Annotated in this window: 4 protein-coding genes; all 4 read right to left on the reverse strand. The window is 44.1% G+C overall.

What is annotated here, in order from left to right; translation table 11 throughout:
- Positions 1 to 42: 42 nt before the first annotated feature.
- Genes HG263_RS10545 through HG263_RS10560 form a run of 4 tightly spaced genes read right to left on the reverse strand, consistent with a single transcriptional unit; the run spans position 43 to position 23,267 of the window.
- Positions 43 to 1,683: a cyclic peptide export ABC transporter gene (locus tag HG263_RS10545; RefSeq protein WP_171626035.1), complete on the reverse strand. Its 1,641-nt coding sequence runs from the start codon at positions 1,681 to 1,683 to the stop codon at positions 43 to 45.
- Complete coding sequence (locus HG263_RS10550; protein ID WP_171626036.1) at positions 1,683 to 5,585, reverse strand: non-ribosomal peptide synthetase; 3,903 nt, start codon at positions 5,583 to 5,585, stop codon at positions 1,683 to 1,685. Before HG263_RS10550 ends, HG263_RS10545 begins: the two co-directional genes overlap by 1 nt.
- Positions 5,585 to 14,884 (reverse strand): non-ribosomal peptide synthetase, encoded by a 9,300-nt coding sequence (locus HG263_RS10555; RefSeq protein WP_171626037.1) that lies wholly within the window; start codon positions 14,882 to 14,884, stop codon positions 5,585 to 5,587. The genes HG263_RS10550 and HG263_RS10555 overlap by 1 nt, the downstream gene beginning before the upstream one ends.
- 4 nt (positions 14,885 to 14,888) lie before the next feature.
- Positions 14,889 to 23,267, reverse strand: coding sequence for a non-ribosomal peptide synthetase (locus HG263_RS10560; RefSeq protein WP_171626038.1), 8,379 nt, complete (start codon positions 23,265 to 23,267; stop codon positions 14,889 to 14,891).
- Between the last annotated feature and the right edge of the window lies 1 nt (position 23,268).

Here is a 23,268-nt window from a genome sequence, read left to right on the forward strand (position 1 = left end):
ACACGCATTAGTCTGCCGCTTTTTTTGTATCTAATTAGAGCGCTAGCCTGCAGAAAATAACTTGTGTTGATGGACATCAAAGTGCGTTAGTTGTCCATAATCAAGCTTGTATATTCTATCTGCTACATCAAAGTAATGATCATCGTGGCTAATCGCTATTACCGTTTTTCCATCACGCTGTAATTGAGGCAGTATTTCACGGTAGAACACTTCTCTAAAGACCGGGTCTTGATCGGCGGCCCATTCATCCAATAACAAAACTTGGCGATTTTCCATATAAAGTAGCACTAAAGCCAAGCGTTTTCTTTGTCCTTGAGATAATGCTGTTGTTGAAAGCTGACCTTGCTGCACAGACACTTTACTATTTATTGCTAAGCGCTCAAGGTAGTGGGTAATTTTTTCATCATCTTGACTGCTACCATGGGTATCAACAACATCACTAAATAGGTAAAAGTTCGGGAAAATTGCCGAGAAGCAATCTCTTAACTGTGATCTATTGCTGTCATTGACTTGTGTACCGTTGAGTAACAGTTGGCCTGAACTTTCTTTATAAAGTCCTGTTAAAAGTTTAGCAAGCGTTGACTTTCCACTGCCATTACCACCAATTAAGAAAATGAGCTCTCCTTTTTGCACCTCAAAGTCGATAGGCCCAAGCGTAAAGCCTGCTTCACCATTATGTGAGGGGTATTGATATTGCACTTGTTTGAGTTGCAAAGTGTGAAAGTCAATGGGAGTTGAGTGTTCGGTATTTACTGGCGAGTCATCTTCATTGAGAGCCAAACGATTGATGGCTTGCAACGCGACATTACCTTTAATAACAGTTGGAATACTGTCTAGGATCATAGACAAAGGGGTGCGTAAGAACATAATTGCAAGAATATAAGCCACAACCACATCTTGACCGACCGACTCAAGTTTAAGACCAGCAAAAAAGACGACACCAATAATGAAGAAGATAAGCAATGTGGTCCAATTAAGGTTAATTGCCCAAATCACTTCAGCTTTTGCAGCTTGCGCACGAGACGCCTCTGCGGTTGGCAAAAACTGCTCTTCAAATAATACATGGCGACGTTTTTGGTTAAGTGCTAATTCGTTTCTGCCCTCAACGACGGCTTCATAATGTTGAAATAGCGTATCGTCTAAACGTCTTACTTTGGTTAACATGTGTTGTAGTGAGTTTGTTAGTTTGGCGTCAGTCCACACGCCAACAACGACCACGATACATACAAATAAAAACAACAAAGGTGAAAGCCAAAGTAAGTAGAGTAAACCTGCAAGCACTAAAAAGCTGTTGTACATAGCAACAGGCAGTTGTCGAGTGGCGTTAGAAACCATAGTGACATCACGCGTTAGTACGTTATAAATATCGGTACTTCCAAGTTGTTCTTGGCGTTCAATAGATGTATTTAAAATGCGATTGACTAAGTTTTTGCGAAGCTTAAAAACCATGTTATAGCCAATATTTACCAACAGAACTTGAGACCAAACGCTACTGACAAGTAATACAGCCAACAGGGAGATGTATAAACCGACAGCACTTGATAGGTTTGATAGACCTTGCTCGATGACATAATTAATCCCTGCGATGATTGCAATACCCGCAGCAGCGCTGAGCATACTGGCTAACATTGCCAAAAAGATATTTGACTTCGCGTCTTTGAGAAGTTGTTTAGTGATACTCATTATGCTTCCACCACATTGTGTGTTTTATCAATATTGCTTAATAATTCTTCAGCTAAAATTGGGGTATTTAGAATGCCATAATGATCGGCATCAATATAACGACTCCAAAGAGGCTGGGTGCTGTATTGCTGCCATATCTCAGGACTGGATTGATAGCCGTAGCCATGCCAAAGCCAAATAGGTAGGTCTAGCTTTGGCATTTTGGCTTGATATAACACATGTTTACTGTGCCAACGCAGCATAAAGCGTTGATATAAAGCATGCGTATCGACGCCATCGAACACTTGCTGTTGCAGAAAAGGGTTCTCAAGCAGCTGTATCATCGCGCTTTGATAGTCACCACTGAGACCGTGTGTGCACTGTGAAATTTGCTCCGCACTGAGACAAATATTTTCAGCGGCTAAATAATCATGAAAATCACTGATTAACTGTTGGCTGTTATCGGCCAAGTTAAGTTGCTGTGTGGGATCAAAGTCAATCACACTGATAGCACATATCGTAAAACCGAGTGACTGCATTCTTTTTGCCATAAGCATCATTTGCTTACCACCAAGACTCCAGCCTACTAAGGCAATAGGGTGTGATTTCAGCGCGAGTAATTGCTCGATGTAATCATCGATGATGGTACTGTGATCATCATGGTGCCCCGCGTTGATTAGCTCGATGTTTGGAGTTAATCCAAAGAGCGCGGTTTCATTTCCCAAATTTTGAATGAACTGTTTGTGGTAATTAAAATGGCCAGCTAAAGAGTGCATTAAAACCATGATGGGGGAGGTTGAGTTATCGAGCACGCTCGCTTTATCATTTAGCGCAATTAGCCGTTCGGTTTGATTGGAGAGTGTGTACTGCTCGTTAATATAAGCGGCGATAGCTAGGATAGATTTGTGCCTAAACAATAAATCAGTTGGCAAGTCGACGTGCATCTCTTTACGGATCTTAGCAACTACCTTAATCGCAGCCAAAGAGTGACCACCAATATCAAAGAAATCAGCAGTTACGCAGATATTTTGTTGTTGCAATACGCTTTGCCATATCGCCAATATTGCTTGTTCGGTTGCATTTTTGGCCGCGACAATAACCTGATTTTGCTGCGCCTGAGCGAGGACTCGCAACTGAGCTTGGTCTATCTTACCATTGGCATTGAGTGGAAACTCATTGATGGCGTGGATATGGGTTGGCACCATATAATTTGGTAGTTGCTGTGCTAACAAATCTCTGACTTGAGATTCATTCAGTTGGTGGCCTTGCTGCATGATCACAAAGGCCAGTAATTGCTTGTTTTCACCTTCACCGAAGGCGTGCAGGGTCGCTTGTGCAATCCCCTTTTGTTGTAATAACACGGCTTGAATTTCTGATAAGTCTAGGCGGAAACCACGAATTTTAATTTGTTGGTCACTGCGACCTAAAATACGAATTGCACCCAGTGCATCTGCAAACGCTAAATCACCGGTTTTATACAGCTTTTTATCACTTTGAGGTTGCGAAATATAAACTTGCGCAGTTTTATGAGGGTCATTCAAGTATCCTCGCGTAACGTTTTTTCCTGTTACGTATAAATGCGCACTTTGACCACTGATAGCGGGGCGCAGCTGCTCATCCAGTAGGTGTATTTCATTATCTCCAATGGTGGTACAAAGGTGACTTTGCGCTCGCTCTAAGCATACTTTGCCAATTAGTACGCCAACGGTGGTTTCGGTTGGTCCATAGTGATTGTAAATACGGCACTTCACAGCAAGTGATTGCAATCGCTCGATCAGACTTGGTTGAATTGGTTCTCCACCGAGTACCAGTACTTGAGAGGGTAAAATATCTTCCCCACAGGCAAGTAATGCTTCTAAATGAGAAGGAACGATTTTTAAACAATCGAGAGACTGCTGAGTGTGATTGACATTTTTATAATACTCAGCAAGCGCTTGGCCATCACTGGCTTCATTTTTTCCGAGTAAATGCACACAGCTAGCACTTAGCCAAGCTGGAAATAACATGGTATTCCCCAAGTCAGCGACTAAGGTTGAAATTAGGCCATATTGGCTTTGCTTTGGCAAAGCGAGCTGCTGTGTAATGGCTTGGCTATAGTGACTGATCTGTTGGTGTTCAACCATAACGCCTTTAGGGGTACCAGTAGAGCCCGAAGTATATAAAACATAGCAAAGGTGGTGAGGCATGATCTCCACCGACTGCAGCGGGTGTTTCTGTTGTTTTAAGCTATGCAGTGACATAGAGTGAGCGGCGCTCAACTCGGTCAATTCTGCGACTACGATAACAGGGTTTGCATCGTCAATAATCTGCTGCAATCTCGCTATTGGCTGCTCTGGGTCGAGTGGTAAATAGGCTGCACCTGATTTCATCACCGCCAGCAGGCTTACCAATAACTCATAGTTTCTTGGTAAGCATAGCGCAACGATATTGTCGGTAGATGCACCATGAGCTTGTAAGGTTGCTGCATATTGATCGCTCAAACAATCAAGTTCTTGGTAGGTCAGCGTATAAGCGCCATCTTGAATTGCTATTTGCTGTGGATGTTGTTGTGCTTGTTCCCGAAATAAGGTGACGAGAGTTTTGTTGTCATTGATGTGCAATTCACCTTGCTGATCAACCAGTGCAAGCTTGTTTTTTTGACAAATAAACTGCCCTGAATACTCATCGTTTAATAATGCATTAAGTTGACTAAATTTCATTTCAGGTTGTTCAAGTGCGGCAGCTAAAAGTTGCTCAAAGTGCTTTAAAGCCCGAGTTATGGCTGCGTGGCTGTAGTGCTCAGGACGATAGAAAAGCGAGAACTGTCCTTCACCTTGTTCTACACAGAGATATTCCAACAACAACGGATTGCTGGCGATAGGCAGGCGAGTTTGCATTTCAGTTAGGGTGTTTTGCTTATGCCAAAAGAACCCTGCGTGAGAACGGGTGTTTGCCAAATCTGGATCAGTGACGATGTACTCTTGATGGTCTTTTATTTCCGCAAATAATTGCTGAAAACCTTGTGTTGAACCTGCAAGATCGGCATTGTTAAGCGCGTAAAATGGCACGACCAAAGGCTGAGTGAACAGACCAAACGCTTGACTAAATTCCTCATAATCAAGACGACTATCGTGATAATAATCCAGTTTTAACTCATTTTGGTTGGCCAGTTTGCCAAGTATACTTACCCACACATTCAGCACGATACTTGCGCAGTCACATTGTAGCTGTTTAGCGAGCTGATTAAGTTGCGCTTGTAAGTGTGTCGAGATAGCCATAGACACGACGTTTGTTTGCGTGCTTTGTGCATTGTGCAGGGGGGCTTTTTCAATCAGCTCTGCTTCGGGCAATTGCGAAAGCGCAAGTGCTTGCCAGTAGCTTTTGCCAAGCTGAGCATCTTCATCAGCCACCAACTCAGTTAACCATTCAATGTACTGAGGATATTGGATGGTTTCGTCTAACTGCACATCGCCGTTGAGCGTTTGATATAAGTGATACGCACTATAATGGTCAAACAGTAATGCACAGGCCACAAGTTGCACTGTCATACCCGATTGATGGGGCCAACACCACACCAAAAGATGTGGTTGTGATTGTTCATATTCTAGCTGGGCTTGCTGCTCCATTTGGACTTTTTTTAGCGCCAGTGCTTCACCTTCAAGGCCTATCAGCTCGTCTTGTTCTTTGACTAAAAACTGCAATCTTGGTGCTTGTACTTGCTGTCTTAGAATATCGAAGCCTTCTGGTTTTGCAACATAACTTGTCAATGCTTGGTGTGCATGCATCAAGCTATTAAGCTTGTCTTTTAGCTGCTGCGTTGTCATGTTGTGTGCAAACTCAAACCAGTAGCTACGCAGTGTATTGTTGTCATACTTCGCGATCAACTGTTGCTGGCGAGCAAGCGGTAAACCTAAATCTTCAGATGTATTTTGCCATGTATTCATTATGCTTGCTCCTCATTGACAGATAGTTGACTGTTATTGACAACATTATTATGTTGAACTGGCTCTGGTATTTGTGTGTTTGCTGCACCTACCTGGTATATATCGCCCATTGCTACGGCAATCTTTCTTTCACCTTCGAAGGGATCTCTGGCGTGAGCTGCTAACATGTTATCGAGCATAACAACATCTGCTTTTTGCCAATCAAATCTAACAGCACAGGCTTCATATAATTCACTAATCACATCAATGACTTCTTGCTCTAATGGGGTTTGGTCGCCATAGCACACATTGCGGGGAAGATTCTCTATGCCGCCAGTTTCTAGGAAGTGTTGTTTGACATCTTCTTCTAAGAAGCTGTAATGGTGTAGCTGAATTTGATTGAAAAAGCTCTTTTCATGGGTGATGGGGTGGGTGATCACCGCAGGGCATATTTGACTAATGCGCAAGTTATCATCGCCATACCAGTGAAAGTCAATGCCATTTTGTTTACATATAGACTCTACTTGTTGTCTGCTGTGTGTTTTAAAGAAATGCTGCCAACTGACATCAAGAGAAGAAAAATTGCGTATATAACACAGTTGCTTTGTTTCAAGCTTTTCTTTGATATGTGCTGGCAGTCGCAAGTACATTTCACGGCAATCCACAATAGGCGTAGCACCGCCGACAGCGGCATTTTGACTGCAGTAAAACCACTGTCTTCTTGGCCATTGGCTTTGGTGTGAGCTTTCATTGTGATACATGATCATTTGCTCATTTGGATAAGGTGTAGATTTATATATTTTGTTGCCGATGTCGTTCTTCGGTAAGTCTCCATACATGGCGTATAACTGTGGGTAAATTGCTAAGCAAAACTGCTCAAACTCTAATGCCGTAGGTAAGTTGAAGCCTCTAAATACAATGCCGCCATGCACCTGCAACCAATTCATGATTTGCGTTTGGTTTTGTCTTGCCCAACTGAGGGGGTCAAGGGCACTGCTTTGACATTGCACCAGTAGCGGGAATGGACGGTCTTGGTTAAGTGGTGCAGCCTTCACTAATTCCTTATCGGGTACGGTGTTTTTTAGCTTATTTAACTTATTAAACTTATTCAGTTTATTAAGCTTTGCAGGTCGGCTGGTGGTAGGCATGTCGCTTACTTCCTTCTGTACATGGTTGTGCGTAAGTAAATTGTTCAGCGGCGCATTCGGGGTTTTACATATCGTGCGCAGCAGTTGTATGTATTGTTGGCTAAATAGCTCAATGGTTGATTTATCAAAAAGTTGCGAATTAAACACCCAGCTCAATAACAGTGATTGAGCGTGTTTATCTTCATTGGCGAACAATGCGCAATCAAATTTAGCGTGCTGTTGTTCGATGCGAAGAGGCTCAATGTGCAAGTTGCTGATGTTGCGTTGGGTATCAGGCGTGTTTTGCATTACAAATAGCGCTTGAATGAGCGGGTGCATGCCATTAATACGAGTCGGTTTAATGGTCTCAACAATTTGCTCAAACGGCACTGATTGATGTTCAAACCCGTCTAAGCAATGTTGTTTTACTTGTTGCAAAAAGTCGTTAAATCTAAGCGTTGCTTTAGGCTTTAACCTAAGTGGTAATAGGTTTACAAAAAAGCCTAACATATCATGGGTTTGTACATGCTCTCGATTTGCTACGTCGGTCCCAATGATCATATCTTGACACTTGGTTTGTTGAAAAATCAGGCTGCTATAGGCACTGATAAGCAACATAAAGAGCGAGCTTTGCTGTTGATGAGCAAGGTTTTTCAGCTCAGTTAATAGTGGCCTGTCTATGGTAATTTCCACGCAACCCCCCCTCGCTTGTGCAGCCGCATCGCGAGGGCGGTCAAACGGCAGTACTAATACATCTTTTGCACCAGCGAGTGTTTGTCGCCAATAGTCAATGGATGCTTGCTGTTGTTGCATTATCAACGGGGTATTTTGCCAATAGGCATAGTCAAGATAGCTAGGCTTGCTGATTACCTCAGCGCGCAGAGCTTCTAAACTGGTATTATTGAGCTGCTGGTAAGCGTCCATTAAGTCATCAAGTAAGAGGGTCATTGACCAAGCATCCGATGCAATGTGATGGTGTATTAGCTGACAGACAAAATGCTCATTACCCATTTGATAAATCAACACACGAAGTGGCGACTCGACCTCTAGGTTAAAGCTTTGGTTTGCTGCATCGGCTAGCTGTTGCTCGAGTTGCTGCGGTTTATTGCTTAAGTCACATATTGTTACCGTCACATCAAGTGTGGGGTTAAATTTTTGCACGGGTTGCTCATCATGTTGATGGTAAGTTACTTGCAAAATTGGATGCTTTTGTGTGACCAACAAAATGGCTTGTTTTAACTGAAATATTGATAGTGCGCCTTTGATGCGCACAGCGCTGTGCATGTTAAACCCTGCACTGGTGGGGTTAAGTTGTTGCATAAACCACACACGTTTTTGCGCACTAGATAGCGGTAATAATGTTGGTGTGGGGTCAAGGTCACAGAGCAAAGTGATCTTTTGATACTTGGACTCGCTGAGTAGTTTTGCTTGTTCGGCTAAGGTTGGTTGCTCAAATAAACTTTTAAGTGGAATATTCAAGTCCATCTTGTTTAATTGCGCTCTGAGTTGCGCTGCTAACAACGAATGACCACCGAGCAAGAAAAAGTCATCGTCACTTTGCAGATGATCAACCTTTAAGAGGCTTTTCCAGATACCTGCGAGCTTTTCTTCTTGCATCGTAAGTGCTCTGCTAGTGTCATGACTAGAGGTGTGTTCATGCTTAATCGCAGGCAGTGCGCTGCGGTCAACTTTGCCATTGCTATTGACGGGCAGTTCATCCAGCATTTGTAAATGCTGTGGCACCATATAATCGGGCAGTATTTTGCTTAGGTATTGCTTGAGTGAGGCAATATTAGGTGCGGTCGCAATGGACGCGGTCGCAGAGGACGCGGTCGCAGAGGACGCGGCGGCATCGGGCTGCACAACGTAATAGGCCACCAGCAATTGCTCTTTAATGACGACGACAGCTTGGCTAATAGCCGTATGTTGCGTTAAGGCATGTTCGATTTCACCAGACTCAATACGATAGCCACGATGTTTAAGCTGGAAGTCCGTACGACCAATAAAACGCAATACTGGTGAAGAGTGCGCGAGCGTCCACTGAACTTTATCACCCGTTTTATATAGGCGGCCAAAGTCAGGGTGTTCGATAAATGCAGCTTGCGTTAACTCGGTATCGTGTCGGTATCCTCTGGCGACAACTGGACCACCAATATACAGCTCTCCAGGTATGCCAAATGGGGTTAGGTTCTTTTGCGGGTCAAGCACATAAAAGTGGTTGTAGGCAATAGGGTTGCCAATAGGCACCTGCTTGTCAGTTAGCTGTTGTATTGGGTAGGCTGATGACCATATGGTGGTTTCAGTTGGGCCATACACGTTTGTGACACTCATACAGTGTTGTTTTAATAATACAGCTAGCTGACTCGACAGGGACTCGCCACCACATACCGCATTCACACGTGCCAATGGTTGCTGTGATATGAGACGTTGCTCATCGTGAGTCATCATACTCCAAGTGGCTGGAGTCGCTTGCACTAAGTCGATATTGTATTTTTCGATAAGAGAGAATAGCTGTTGCGGATCTTTTTGTTGATCTTCGTTTGCAATCACAACACTTGTCCCTGTTGCTAAAGGCAAACAGAGTTCTAACCCTGCTATATCAAAGGTAATAGTTGTTAAAGCGAGGGTGCGCTTAAAGCGTGGTAACGTGTGTTCAATTGCTTTTAAAAAGCAGGCAAAATTGCCTCGCTCAATTTCAACACCTTTGGGTTTACCAGTCGAACCTGACGTATACAAGGTATAAGCCAGCTGAGTTGACGCAGTGGCTAAGTGCAAATTATGACAAGGAAGCTCACTTAGCTGAGAATTTAACAGATCAAGGTTGAGAATCGGCATATCGGTGCCCAACATATCGATGTCCGACATATCGATGTCCGATTCTAATTGGCGGCTTATTGTCGTTTGCGTTAACAATATCTGTGGTTGTGCATGCTCGATAATATATGACAAACGCGCAGCAGGCTGAGTACTATCTAGTGGTAAGTATGCGCCACCTGCTTTTTGAATAGCCAACATTGTTACTAGCATTTGGTAGCCACGTGGTAAGCAAAAAGCAACGAGCTGCTCTGCACCAATCCCTTTGTTTTTTAGAAAGTGGGCAAGCTGGTTAGCGTCGTGATTTAATTGCTTATAGTTATAGTGCTGGCCACATGCAATCACCGCCGTTTTTAAACCTTGCTGCGCAACGTGCTGCTCGAAACGTGTAATAAAGTCGGCTTGCTCTGTTAACGGCTCGCGATTGAGGTTGGCAACCAATTGCTCTGTTGTTGCAGCACTTAACGCTTTGTCCGCAGAGCTTACGGTCAATGCTGATAGCGGTGTTTGCTGTGCAGTTGGTAACCAACTTAGGATGCTAAGGTAATCTTCAAAAAGCTGCTCAATGGTATTTGAAGTAAATAGATCTCGGTTATATTCTATTTGCACAACTAAATTATCACGGCGCAGCAGGTTAAAACTTAGTTCAAACTTGGTATTAACCTCGTTGTGCTCAAGCGCTTCAAAGTGCAGCCCTGGTAGTGACAAATCGCGCTGTTTTAATTGGTCATTTTGGTAATTGAATAACACTTGAAAAACGGCAGGTCTCGCTAAGTTTCTAGCTGGTTGCAGCGCATTAAACAATGTTTCTAACGGCATGCTTTGGTGTGCTAAGTCACTCTGCAGTGCCTCAATATGTTGAGTCAGCCAATCACTTGTTGCAAGGTCAGGCTGAATGCGTGCTCGATGGATCAGCGTATTAATAAATACACCCACTATATGCTGGCTGTGTGTATCTTCTCTGCCGCTAACCGGGATCCCCACTGCAAAATCATTTTGTTGTGTATAGCGCCACATAAGTAACTGGAAACCCGCGAGCAATAAACTAAATGGCGTGGTATTTAGCGTATTGGCATAGCCATCAAGTTGTTCAATAATTGCCGCATTGACAGGCCACTCTTGAGTTGCACCGGCATAACTTTGTTGGCTAGGCAGAGGTTTATCGTAACTTAGTGCAAGTTGCTGTGGCATATTTTTTAAACGCGTTAGCCAGTAATCAAATAACGAGTCATCAATGTTTTGAGCTTGTTGGCGAATACAGTAATCAAAGTAACTGATCTGTTCTTGGCTGTGTGGTGTTGACTTACTACCTGTTTGATACAGCTTTAATAAGTCCTGGATCAGTATTCCCATCGACCAACCATCGGTTGCGATATGATGAATATTAAACACCAAAATATGGCAATCTGTAGCATGAGTGATTGGCAGTAGGTTTATGCTCAATACTTTACCTGTACTTAGGTCAAACGGCTGACGAACAAGCTGTAATGCGTAATCTTGTGCTGTTGTTTCATCCATCGCAGCATGTACGGTGAGCGGCTGATACGTGTCGACTAAGCGCTGCAACACACTGTCATTGGTTGTGCCTGTTATGTACTGGGTGCGCAACATCCAGTGCTTCTCGACGAGCTGTTGGCAAGCATCGGCTAATTTTTCGAGGTCAATATTACCTGTGACTTTGAAAGCAGCAGGGAGGTTGTAGGCGGTATTTTGCGGTTCAAGTTGTTGCAAGAACCAGATGCGTTTTTGTGCAGCCGATAAGGGGTGAGCTTGCGTAAGGTCCATACTTGGTTTTACTTTATCTGGCATTTTGCTAAGCGACTCACTGATTGCTAAATCGCTATTTGATGGGCACATGGAAAGCGCTAATAACTGCGCCGTTGGGTTTTGCTGCAGTTGTTTAGGTGTCACCGACAGGTCTTGCTGCTTGGCCAGTGCGATGAACTGCAAACTCAATATTGAGTCGCCCCCGCGAGTATAAAAGCTGTCTTGAGCGCTGAGCGAGTCATCACGCAAGATATGTTTAAACAAAGCGAGGATCGTTTCTTGATAGGCCGTTGCTTGTTCACTTAATTGTATGTCGTCATTGTGAGACGTAACAATCTCTTTGCTTAATGGTGTTGTCGCTGCAGCGGCGATGTTGGCCAGTAGACGATGCGTAATGATGTCTTTTGGCATTAACTTAACCCCTTGATTGGCAGCTAAGCCTATCATTTGCAAGCTCATTATTGAGTCGCCGCCGAGAGCAAAGAAATCATCGCTTGGTTGAATTTGATCTACGTTTAATAATGTCTGCCAAATATTGGCAAGAACTTGCTCTACTTCTGACAATGCACGGTTAGACTGCAAAGTTGTTGGCGAATTTACGCTCGGTAGCGGCAGCGCTTTACGGTCAATTTTGCCGTTGTTATTTAATGGCAATGACTCAAGAACAAGCCAATGATCTGGGTGCATATAATCAGGTAAAGCGCCGCTAATGGTGTGTTTCAATGTATCAATGACATGTTGCTCACAAGGCGCCAATGGCTCGAGTGTTAGCCACGATATCAGCTGTTCCTTGCCAGACTCAGGCACTTTTTGCAGTAAAACGATGGCGTTACTTACGTGTGGCTGTTGGCATAACCATTGGCTAATTTCGTTTAATTCGATTCTGTATCCGCGACGTTTCACTTGATCATCGCTACGACCCATAAATTCAAGTAAGCCAAAGTGATTAATACGCGCAAGGTCGCCTGTTTTGTAATAACGGGGGCCGTCTTCTGGCTGCACAAATTGCAGCGCTGTTTGCGCCGGGTTTTGCCAATACCCTTGTGCTAATTGACTGCCGCTGACACACAATTCACCTATCGCACCACGTGGCAACAGTTGCCCATGAGAATTTCTAACGGTGATTGAATTGCCAGGTAAAGGGCTGCCAAGCGCAGCCACAGGACTCAAGGTTGATTGTAATGTGTTGTCTAACAAGGTAGCACTAATACCTACCGTGCTCTCACTCGGACCATAATGATTGACTACGTTTAACTTAGGGGACAATGCCTTGATACGAGCGAGCACGCCTTGGTTTAATCCTTCACCGCCTAAAAATAGTGTGTGCTTGGGTAAGATGTGCGCTGGGTTTTTCACGCTCAGCAACGCGTTTAAATGTGAAGGGGTGATTTTCAAGCAATCCGCAGGATGGCGTGCTAAAAAGTCAGCGAGGGCATTGGGGTCTGCAATTGTGTTGGCGCAAGGTAATACCAAGCACTGACCTTGGTAAAGCGCGCCCAATACCGATGTTAACCCCAGATCGGCGGCAACGGTTGCTAAAGTGAGCCAGCGGCTACCAGCTGGTTGCGGGTATTGCTGCGCGATTGCTGCAGCATAATGGCTTATCGCTTGGTGAGATACCACCACGCCTTTAGGCTTGCCCGTTGAGCCTGATGTATAAAGAATATAAGCAGGGTCTTGTGGTGTCAGCTGATATGCATCATTGACGCATTGTCCGTTGTACTGCTCACAGATTAATTGCTCACGTGTCAGCTGAGAAACTTGGGCTATAGATTGGATATCATAGCGCTTATCACTGAGAATGAGTTTAACTTCTGCATCATGGCAAATTTGTGCAAGTCGGGCATCTGGCTGCTTTGGGTCGAGCATCACGCAAACCGCACCTAATCGCCAACTCGCAAGCATCAAGGTTACCTGCAGTGCGGTGCGAGGCATGATAATCGCCACATGCTGATGTGCTTTAATACCACGTTGTTGCAACCATATCGCCGTGGATTCAATATCGTGCTCTAATTGCGAATAATGAATGCGTTGCTGAGCATCAAGTAGCGCAACATTGGTTGCTTCGTTATTTTGTCTGGCAAATTGACGTATGCGCTCTGTTAACAGCTTAGGGGTTTCATGCAAAGCGGGGCCGTCTATTTTACTTTTGTTCAGCAGCGAAGATACGTCAGCAAAGGTGGTATTAGGGTTGCTCAAACAACAGTTGAGTATTGCTTCAAAGTCAGTCAATAATTGTTTTATGGTTGAGGATAAAAAGCGCTCAGTGCTGAACTCTAAGTCTAAACAAATTGTCTGGTCATTTTGCTCAAGCACTCTTAAAGTGAGGTCAAAACGCGCGCTATTTTGCGCCATGCTGAGCACAGTGCCGTGACTCTGTGCTAATTTAACCGTGGCTTGATTTGCTAAGCCAACATGGATAAACATAACGTTAAACAGTTGTTGAGTGGGCACGTCGTGATCACCACCAAGCAAACTTGCTAAGTGCTCAAAAGGAAAGTCTTGGTTGTCAAAGGCCGCTGTAGAGGTATTTAGGCAATGCGTTAGTGCCTCTTTAAAGCTGGCAGTTGGGTTGAGTGAGTGACGAAGCACCAGCGTATTCAGTAACGGCCCAACTAAATGGCTAAGTTCAGGGCGGGTTCGATTAGCAATAGAGCTACCAAAGCAAAAATCGTGTTGATCACTATAGTGGCCTAATAACCAAGCGAAGACAGTTTGCAGATATACATACAATGTGGTGTTGTGCTGTGTAATAGCGCGTCTAACAATGGCACTTGTATCTGTATCTAGTGTTAGTTGCTCAATTTGCCCGGCAAAAGTGCGTTGTTGATTGACAACCGAAAAGTCAAACGGCAGGGTAAGGGCTGGAGGCAAGTCACGAAGCTGCTGTTGCCAGTAGTCTTGCTGAGCTTGATAGTCTTCACTTTTTAGCCATTGGTTTTGCCAAGCGGCATAGTCGTGATACTGGATACTTAATGGTGCCAAAGTATCGTTTTGGCGATTTACAATGGCATCGTAAAGTTGCACTAACTCTTGATTAAAAATGTCAAACGACCAAGCATCAAAGGCCACATGGTGAATTGTTACAAATAACCAATATGCGGCTTTGCCTTGATATAACGACACTTGAAATGGCGCTTCGTTACTTAGGTCAAATTGATAGTTTTGCTGCTGGGCAAAACATGAGCTTAGCCAAGCGTCTTGGTCGCGGTTTTGTTTTTCGGTTAATTGCACTGGCGTTAAATCTAACCGGACGTTTTTTTGCTGATAGCTATACCAGTTTCCTTGCTCATTTTGTTTAAAACATGTCGTCATTACTTGATGACGGTTAACTAATTGCGTTAGCGCTTGTGCGAGCGCCTGTGGGTTAAGCTTTAAGTCAAATTTGACCACGCTGCAGAGGTTGTAAAGTGCGCGTTCCGCCATTTTTTCAGCCACTAAAAACCGCTGTTGAGCAACCGAAAGTGGGTAGCTTAACAGCTGGGTCTCGACTATGGGCAGCTTCCAACTATTAATACCTTGCTGTGCAAGTTTTTGACGAAACTGCTGCTGCTGTTTCGGTTCTAGTTTATTTAGTCGCTGTGCGATCGATAAAAATTGAGATTGCTGCATGGGGTTACTCTTGATCCTCAAATTCGTTTAGTAGTTGCTCCATAAAGTCCAGTTCATTGCTTTGTTGTCCTTGAATATCTTCAATTTGATTTGCAATAGCTTGGATGGTTGGGGAGCTAAATAAGCTGTGTAAAGACAGCGATAAATTGAATCGTGCCTCTATCGCACTGATAAGCTTCATCGCTAAAATTGAATGTCCGCCGAGCTCAAAAAAGTTGCTATCAATACCGATGTGTTTAACTGGCAAATTCAGTAATTGTGACCAAATTTCAGCGAGCTGCTGCTCCACATCGGTTGTCGCCTCCTGCACACTTTTTTGGAGATTAATAAAGTGAGGCTCTGGTAGTTGTGCTTTGTTTATTTTGCCATTGTTACTGAGTGGCCATTGCTCAACCACAACGTAATGTTCTGGCACCATATAGCTTGGAAGTTGGCTACGTAAATAGTCTTTCAGCTGGGCAAAAAGAACTGCACTATCGGTATTAACGTCACTTTGACGCTGTAGCATGAGGTAAGCGACTAGGTTGGGTTCATTGCGCTGATTCACTTTGACTGCAACTTGTGCTGTGTTAACGACAGGATGTCGGTTTAAAACGAATTCAATTTCCCCCAGTTCGATACGTAAGCCACGTATTTTGACTTGGTCGTCTAATCGACCTAGGTAGTCAAAGTTACCGTCCTCTAAGATGCGAACAAGGTCGCCCGTGCGGTATAGGCGCGCCCCTTGCTGGGTCGCAAATGGGTGTTCAATAAATTGTTCAGCGGTGAGCTGCGCACGATTGAGGTATTCCTTAGCGAGACACACGCCGCCAATGTACAACTCTCCTTCAGCGCCCATAGGCGCTAATTTGTGATGTTTATCAAGTATAAGGAGTTGGGTGTTTTGTATTGGTTTACCAATAGGGACTAATTTGCGCTCTGACTGAGGTTGACATTGCCAGTGACTGACAACAACCGATGCTTCGGTGGGTCCGTACAAATTATGTAGTTCGGCTTTTTGGCCCGGTTGTGAAAAGAAGTTTTGTTGTAATTCATAGCTTAATGCTTCGCCGATACAAAACACTTGCTTCACACTGTGGCAGCGACGCCAATCGCCATCGCTAAGCATTAAACTCAACATAGAGGGAACAAAATGCAAGTGGCTAATTTGCTGCTGTGCAATTATCTGGGTGAGATAACGCGCATCTTTATGACCTTCAGGTTTGGCAATAACTAAAGTGGCACCACAGATAAGAGGCCAAATAAATTCCCACACGGACACGTCAAAATTATAAGGGGTTTTTTGCAAAACTCGGTCGGATGGTTGCAATGGGTATTGCTTTTTAAGCCATTGTACAAGGTTGACCACTCCCTGATGGTCACATATCACGCCTTTTGGTTTACCGGTTGAGCCTGACGTATAAAAAGCATAAGCATTTGAGTTTGCAGATTGTTGCTGTTCACGAACAAGTGCAGTGGTGCTGTATGTCTCGATGATTTTACCAAACGATGCTTCATCGACAGCGACGCTTGGGCAATAACTGCGGCTAAATTGCTCTTCTAGCTTTTGCTGTGTTAGCAAAAACTTTGCACTGCTGTCGGTTAAAATGGTGTCTATGCGTGACGTCGGTAAGGCTACATCAAGTGGTAAATACGCAGCGCCAGCTTTTAAAATTGCCCATATTGCTATTACCATGTCAAAAGAGCGCTCCATGGCAATGGCAACATAATCATTTTGCACAACACCTTGCTCGATTAGGTATCGTGCTAACTGATTGGTTTTTTCGTCAAAAAGTTGATAGCTCATTGACTTATCTTCAAAAATCAACGCATCGTGCGCACGGTCTGACATTGTAGCAAGCTGTTGTTCGAGCAACTCATAAATACAGGCATCATCAGCGAAATCAGCGGTTTTTACATGATGTGTCAGCAATGCGGTTTGCTCGCTCTGTGGTACCACTGAATAATGCATAATTGGTCGAGAGTGCTGTGCAATGAGTGCGTGTGTTAGTTGCGCTAAAGCACTGAGCATATATTGCTCTATCCGCTGTGCACTTAACGGCTCTAGTACTTGAATGTTAAGTAAGAAATCATCGCCGTAATCGTCCACTGCTATGGCAAATGGGTAATTTGTCCGCTCTTTGGGGTCAATAAACTCTAAGCCAATTAGGCTGTTTTGCTCATCACGCACTTTTTTACGTGTATGTCGGTAGTTAAGTAGGCTTGTGAACAGTGCTGTATCAGCGCTAAGTTCACTGTGCTGTTGGATTTCGGACAACGCAGATTGCTCGTAGGGAAGGAGAGCCATTAAATTTTGCTGAGTTTGCCTAACCAATTGAAGTGGTGTTAAATCCGTTAATGTTAAGCGCAAAGGCAGGGTATTAATGAACATACCGAGCATGCTTTCAGTGCCCTTAGTACCTTGTAAACGCCCCGACATCACAGTGCCAAATAACACATCTTCTTTATTGCTACACGCGGCAATCACCATCGCAAAAGCGCTATGAAATAAAGTGGCAGGGTTGAGTTTTAGTTTCTTTGCCGCAATACGAACTTGCTGGCTGAGCGATACATCGAGTAAAGAGTCCAGTTCATTTACTTGGGTGCTGTGGCTTTGTTTGAGCGTCAAGGCAAATGGGGTGCTAGGCTCAGTAAACCCTTTTAACTGTTTACTAAAAAAGGTTTTTGTATCGTCACGGCCTGTTGCTTGGCGCTGTAGTAATTGCGAGATAAACCCTCTGTACTGAACGGGTTTTGGCAAGGCGTGTTGCTGGCCATTAAAGAGCATTTCTAACTCTTGTTGAACGATGGCCATACTGACATGATCAGAGATAATATGGTGATCTAGCAGTCTAATAACAAACTCATCATTGTGCTTATCATGTGCCACAGTCACTGTGAGTAATGGGGCCTTTTGCAAATTTAAACTGGGAGCTTGCTGAGCATCAGTATTTTTCATTTGCATCAAGTAGTCTTGTGTTGGGTCAAGCGCTAACCATTCAACGGGCAGCTGTGCTTGGTGGCAGACAACTTGCACAGGTTGCGACAAGTGGTCCCACAAAATAGCGGTTCTGAGAGTATCGTGACGCTCAATAATATGATTAATTCCAGTGATAAACTGCTCAAACCGTGCTTTGCCTTTGATTTTTAAATAAGCTGGCATGACATAAGGGTCATGTTCTTTGTCAAACCTATGATGGAACAAGATCCCTTCTTGCAATGGCGCAAGTGGATAGATGTCTTTGATATTTGCTACACCACCGGGTATGTGTGAAACAATATGGTCAATGTCTTGTTGAGAAAGCGCTATAAGCGGCAGCATATCAGGCGTTATCTGAGTCAGCCCTTTTGCCAATGACTTGCCTGCAAACGCGTTCTCATCAGTAGTGTGAGCAGTCGTCAGTTCGAGTTTGACCGCTAACTTTTTTAACACGGGGGATTTAAATACTTCACTGGCGTTAAGTTGATAACCTTCTTTTTGTAATGCGGTGATCACCTGCATGACCAACAGTGAGTGTCCACCTAATTCAAAAAAGTGGCTATCTCGGGTGATAGGCGTCACACCCAAAATGGGTTGCCATATCTGTGCTAGTAATCGCTCTTGAACACTTTGAAATGCCACATCTGGTTCGCTAACAAGGGACTTATTTGACTCAACATCTACGGGGTTTGGCTGATGCTTTTGTGGTTCCACAAACACCATCTCGGGTGGGCGTTGCCAAATTGGCTGCTGCAGCTGGTGGCACTGTTGTAGGTAGTGCTCTAGAATCGGCGTGCTGCTGTTGCTCATCAGTTGCTGACACAGTGCAGCGATGGCGGTATTGAGCTCTTGTTCAATTTGCTGCGCATACAAACCTTTATTCAGTTCAAGCGTCAGTGCAAATAGCGCTGAATTTGAAAAATCATCCACAGACAAAGTAAATGGGTAATTGCTTGGCTCGTCTACATGAACTAGTCGCACACCGTTTAATGCAGGTTGCTGACCTGCATGCTCGTCATTGTTATGCGAATGGCGGTAGTTCAATATGGCGCTAAATAGCGGCTGCTCACCAGATAACTGACTTGCTCGCTGTGCCAATGCTAACGCGCTTTGTTCGTGGGGAATAAGCGCTTCGAGTTGTTCCCGTGTACGTGTTATTAATTGTTCTGCGGTTAAGCGTGTAAGGTTGAGCCTAACGGGTAAGGTATTGATAAACATACCTAACATAGCATTAGTCTGTTCTGCGCTTTGCATGCGACCCGATAAAACCGTACCAAAAACAATGTCACTGTGTGCACTTGCTCTGGCAACAACAAGTGCCCATGCACTATGGAAGAAGCTGGCAGGGGAGACATTGAACTGACTCGCCAATTGTCTGATCTTGGCGCTGGTAGGCTGATCTAACTTATAACTGTGCTGATTGATGTCACTTGCATTACCTTGGGTATTGTTGAGTTGATATGGCAAAGTCGCAAAATCAACATCCCCTAACAATCGTTTGAAGAAGCGCTGCGCAGCACTGTGATCATGTTCAATAGCACGTGCAACAAACGTTTTATATTGCACTGCAGTATCTAAAGAAGCTGCTTGTCCCGATAGATAGGCACTTATCTCGTTAAGAATGATTTCAACACTAATATGATCAGACACAATATGATGCTCGATAAACATCACCGCAAGTTTACCTGTGGTGGTGTTTTTGCTGACTCGAAGCTTAATTAACGGACATGCCTCTAAGTCAATTTCAATATCATTATCACGTGTGTTAGTTGGCTCTTTTGTTAACAATGTCTGATAAACAGTTTCTAAGTTATCGTGGTTGTTTGCATCAAAATCTACCCATTCGATACTCAGCTGTGCCTTTCGGTGTACCAGTTGCACCGGTTTATCTAATTGACGCCACATGATGCTGGAGCGCAGTACTTCATGTCGTTCGATCATAAAGTTTAAACCTGCAACTAACTGATTGAAGGTTTCTATGTTTTCAACTTCCAGTAGCGCCTTGACAATATATGGGTCATTTTGAGGCGACAGCATATGATGGAATAAAATACCTTCTTGCAGTGGTGCGAGTGGGTAAATGTCTTGGACCCCAGCAGCACCTGCAGGTACTTTTTCTACAATGGCGTCAATTTGCTGCTGTGACAAATCAAGTAATGGCAGCATATCGGGGGTGATCTTTTGGCAATGCTCAGGAATTAGATCGCCAACAGGCTTGTCACTAGCGTGCGCAGTTTGCTCGCTGTAGGTAATGACGTTGGCAAGTAAGCGAGGCGTCGGCGTTTTAAAAAGTTGCGCTGCGTGGGTGGTTACACCTTGTTGCTTTAATGCCGACAGCACTTGAATCACCAGCAATGAGTGTCCACCCAAGGCAAAAAAGTTGTCATCTAAGCCAATGTTCTGCACACCCAATACCGTTTTCCAACAGTTGATGATCAACTGCTCGGTTGGATTGGCTGGGGTTTGATCATCTGCCATGATAGTTTGCGATACTTCAGCTGGGTTCGGTAAGGCTTTTTTATCTATTTTACCGTTACTTGTTAGCGGCAGAGCATCAAGCTCAATAATAACTGCGGGGATCATGTATTCGGCCAATTGACTCGCCAGTTGTGAGCGTAGCTGTTTGGTGTTTTGTTTTTGCGACGCGGTGATATATGCCGCAAGAGCTTTATCACCTTGCGGTTTTTGCCAAGGTACAACAATACATTGAGTGATGTTATGTTGTTGTTGGATCACCGTCTCAATCTCGGCCACTTCGACACGATAGCCGCGGATTTTTACCTGATCATCTTTACGACCATGAAACTCTATTTGCAGGTTTTGATTTAAGCGTACTAAATCGCCAGTACGGTACAGACGCTCATTTTGCACAAATGGGGAGGTAACAAATGCTTGCTCTGTTTGCTTTGGTTTATTGAGATACCCTCTAGCAAGAGAAGGTCCGCCAACATACAACTCACCAATCACTCCTTGTGGCACTGGGCGGCGTTGAGCATCAAGAATATAAACATGGGTATTGATGTTTGGTTGACCAATTGGGATTTCACCACGGTCTAAATACTGCTCAGTTAAGTAAAAGCCAGTCGCGGTTACGGTGGTTTCAGTTGGGCCGTAAGTATTAATAAGAGTTGGCCCCGAGAACGCTTTAAACCAATGATTTACTTTTGCCACCTGTAACGCTTCACCTCCGACTATGACCAAGCGCAGTGTTTGTGCAATTGCCTTATGTGGGTAGCTGACAAGTTGGTGCCAAAATGCGGTAGGTAAGCTCACAATTGAAATGTTGTGTTGCTCACAGAAGTTGAAAAACTGCACGGGATCACTGACGCAAGCTTGATCTCTTATCACCAGCTGCGCGCCAAAGCACAGTGAGCCAAATATTTCTTCAATTGAGATATCAAAGTTAATCGTAGAAAACTGTAACACTGTATCTTGCGGTGTAATTTGATATCTGTGTTCAATATTGAGCAAGAAGTTAGCAAGTTGCAGATGCTCAATCATGACACCTTTAGGTTTACCTGTAGTACCAGACGTATACATAACATAAGCAAGATTTTGCAATGTGATATCAGGTAAAGGGTAAAGCTGGCTGTTTGTGCCTAATTGCTGAATAAATTCAGAGTCATCTATGGCTAGTAGTTTGCTATTTACATTGGCAAAAGCAGCATTTGAGGTGAGCGCTTGCTGTGTCAAGATAACCTCAAGCGCTGAGTCGTCTATCATGTACTCAATTCTGTCTTTTGGATAAGAGGGATCGAGCGGAACATAACCAGTGCCGGCTTTTAGAATGGCCATAATGGCAACAATCATGTCGGAACTTGGCATAAAACTTACGCCAATTAACGTGTCCGATGTTATTTGTACGTTGGCTAATAAATACTGAGCAAGTTGAGTACTTTGCAGGTCAAGTTCACGATAGCTGAGTATTTTATCTGCACACTTGAGTGCGACGGCATTGGGTTGTGTTTTTACCTGAGCTGCAAATAATGACAAAGCGTCAACTTGAGCAGGGGAGCTATGTTCAAATGGTGCTGTTAACTTTGGTAACAGAGCAGGTTCAATGTCTTGTAGTTGTGCATTTTGCGGTTCTGGCAACTCAACCAAGTTCACCAGTAGTTGCTTGAAATGGTCAAGCATGGCTTGTACGGCCTGCGGCTCAAAATCGGCACAGCGATAAGTTAACTCCAAATGCAAAGACGCGTGGGGGAGAACAGTCACTGTGAGCGGGTAATTTAGATCTGACCTATTGTGTATCTCATCAATGTCAAATTCGAGATTATTAAAGTCTAGCGCTTTATCCATGGGCGCGTTTTCATAGACAAAAATACTATTAAACAAAGGTTGGTCGCCTAATTCACTGTATTTTTGAATATCAGTTAAAGCGCTCTGCTCATAGTCACGTAGTGCTAGGTTAGTGTGTTGTAATTGTTGCAGCCATTGTTTGAGGTTTTGTTGCTCATCAATATTCACTCTAAGGGGTAAGGTGTTGATGAACAAGCCCACTATGCTTTCAATGTCTGGTAAGTTGATTGAACGTCCGGCAACGGTTACGCCAAAAACTACATCGCTACTTTGTGCGTAACGGGCCAAAGTTTGTGCCCATGCACCTTGCAGTAAGGTGTTGAGTGTCACTTGATAGTCGCTGGCAATTGCTCGCAGTTGTTCAGAGGTGTGCTTATCTAATTGGCAAATTATGTCTTTGCTCAAAGTAGCGTGCGCGTCGCTGGCAAAGCGATTTGCTTGCATAATACCTAAGTCTGTTGGCGCACTAAAACCAGCTAATTGCTGGTGCCAAAATGCTTGCTCGGCTGGCACATCTTTGTTTTTACTCAACCAAGCGATGTAGTCTTGGTACTTAGGTGCGCTTTGCAAGTTTAATGGCGCGTTGTCGCAAAAGTGACGGTAAAGCTGCAAAAACTCCACCATAATCAGCGAAAAGCACCATGCATCCATCAAAATATGATGGTAACTGCGAATAAACTGATAACGGTTATCATCAAGTTGCGCCAAAGTGACCGTCATCATGGGTGCTTGATTAAAGTTCAACCCTTGCTTGCGTTGCTGTGCGAGTAACTGTTCGGTCTGTGCTGCTTGGCGTTCAGCGCTTAAGTGGCGCCAATCGAGAAACTCAAAAGGTAAGCGCACATTTTTGAATACCACTTGTAACGGTTGCTCTTGAGTCTCATGCACAAATGCGCTTCGCAAAACTTGGTGGCGGTCCACCACCGCTTGCCACGCTTTTTCAAATGCAGCAACGTTTAAATTATCCATGGTCATGATATAGCGGTATTGCTGTAAATAGATGCCGCTATTAGGGTGCATCAGAGTATGAAATAGCATCCCCTGCTGTACAGGGGTTAGCGGGTAAATTGTCTCTATGTTCTCGGCTAATGCCTTGAGTGACTTAGTTGTAATAGTCGTCATG

Origin of the sequence: Pseudoalteromonas caenipelagi, from assembly GCF_013140855.1 — a bacterium.
In the GTDB taxonomy this organism is placed as follows: Bacteria; Pseudomonadota; Gammaproteobacteria; order Enterobacterales; family Alteromonadaceae; genus Pseudoalteromonas; species Pseudoalteromonas caenipelagi.

What these genes read in the sequence shown, in the direction of transcription:
- HG263_RS10545 (WP_171626035.1), bottom strand. Translation starts at nt 1,683, where the DNA reads ATGAGTATCACTAAACAACTTCTCAAAGACGCGAAGTCAAATATCTTT.
- HG263_RS10550 (WP_171626036.1), bottom strand. Translation starts at nt 5,585, where the DNA reads ATGAATACATGGCAAAATACATCTGAAGATTTAGGTTTACCGCTTGCT.
- HG263_RS10555 (WP_171626037.1), bottom strand. Translation starts at nt 14,884, where the DNA reads ATGCAGCAATCTCAATTTTTATCGATCGCACAGCGACTAAATAAACTA.
- HG263_RS10560 (WP_171626038.1), bottom strand. Translation starts at nt 23,267, where the DNA reads ATGACGACTATTACAACTAAGTCACTCAAGGCATTAGCCGAGAACATA.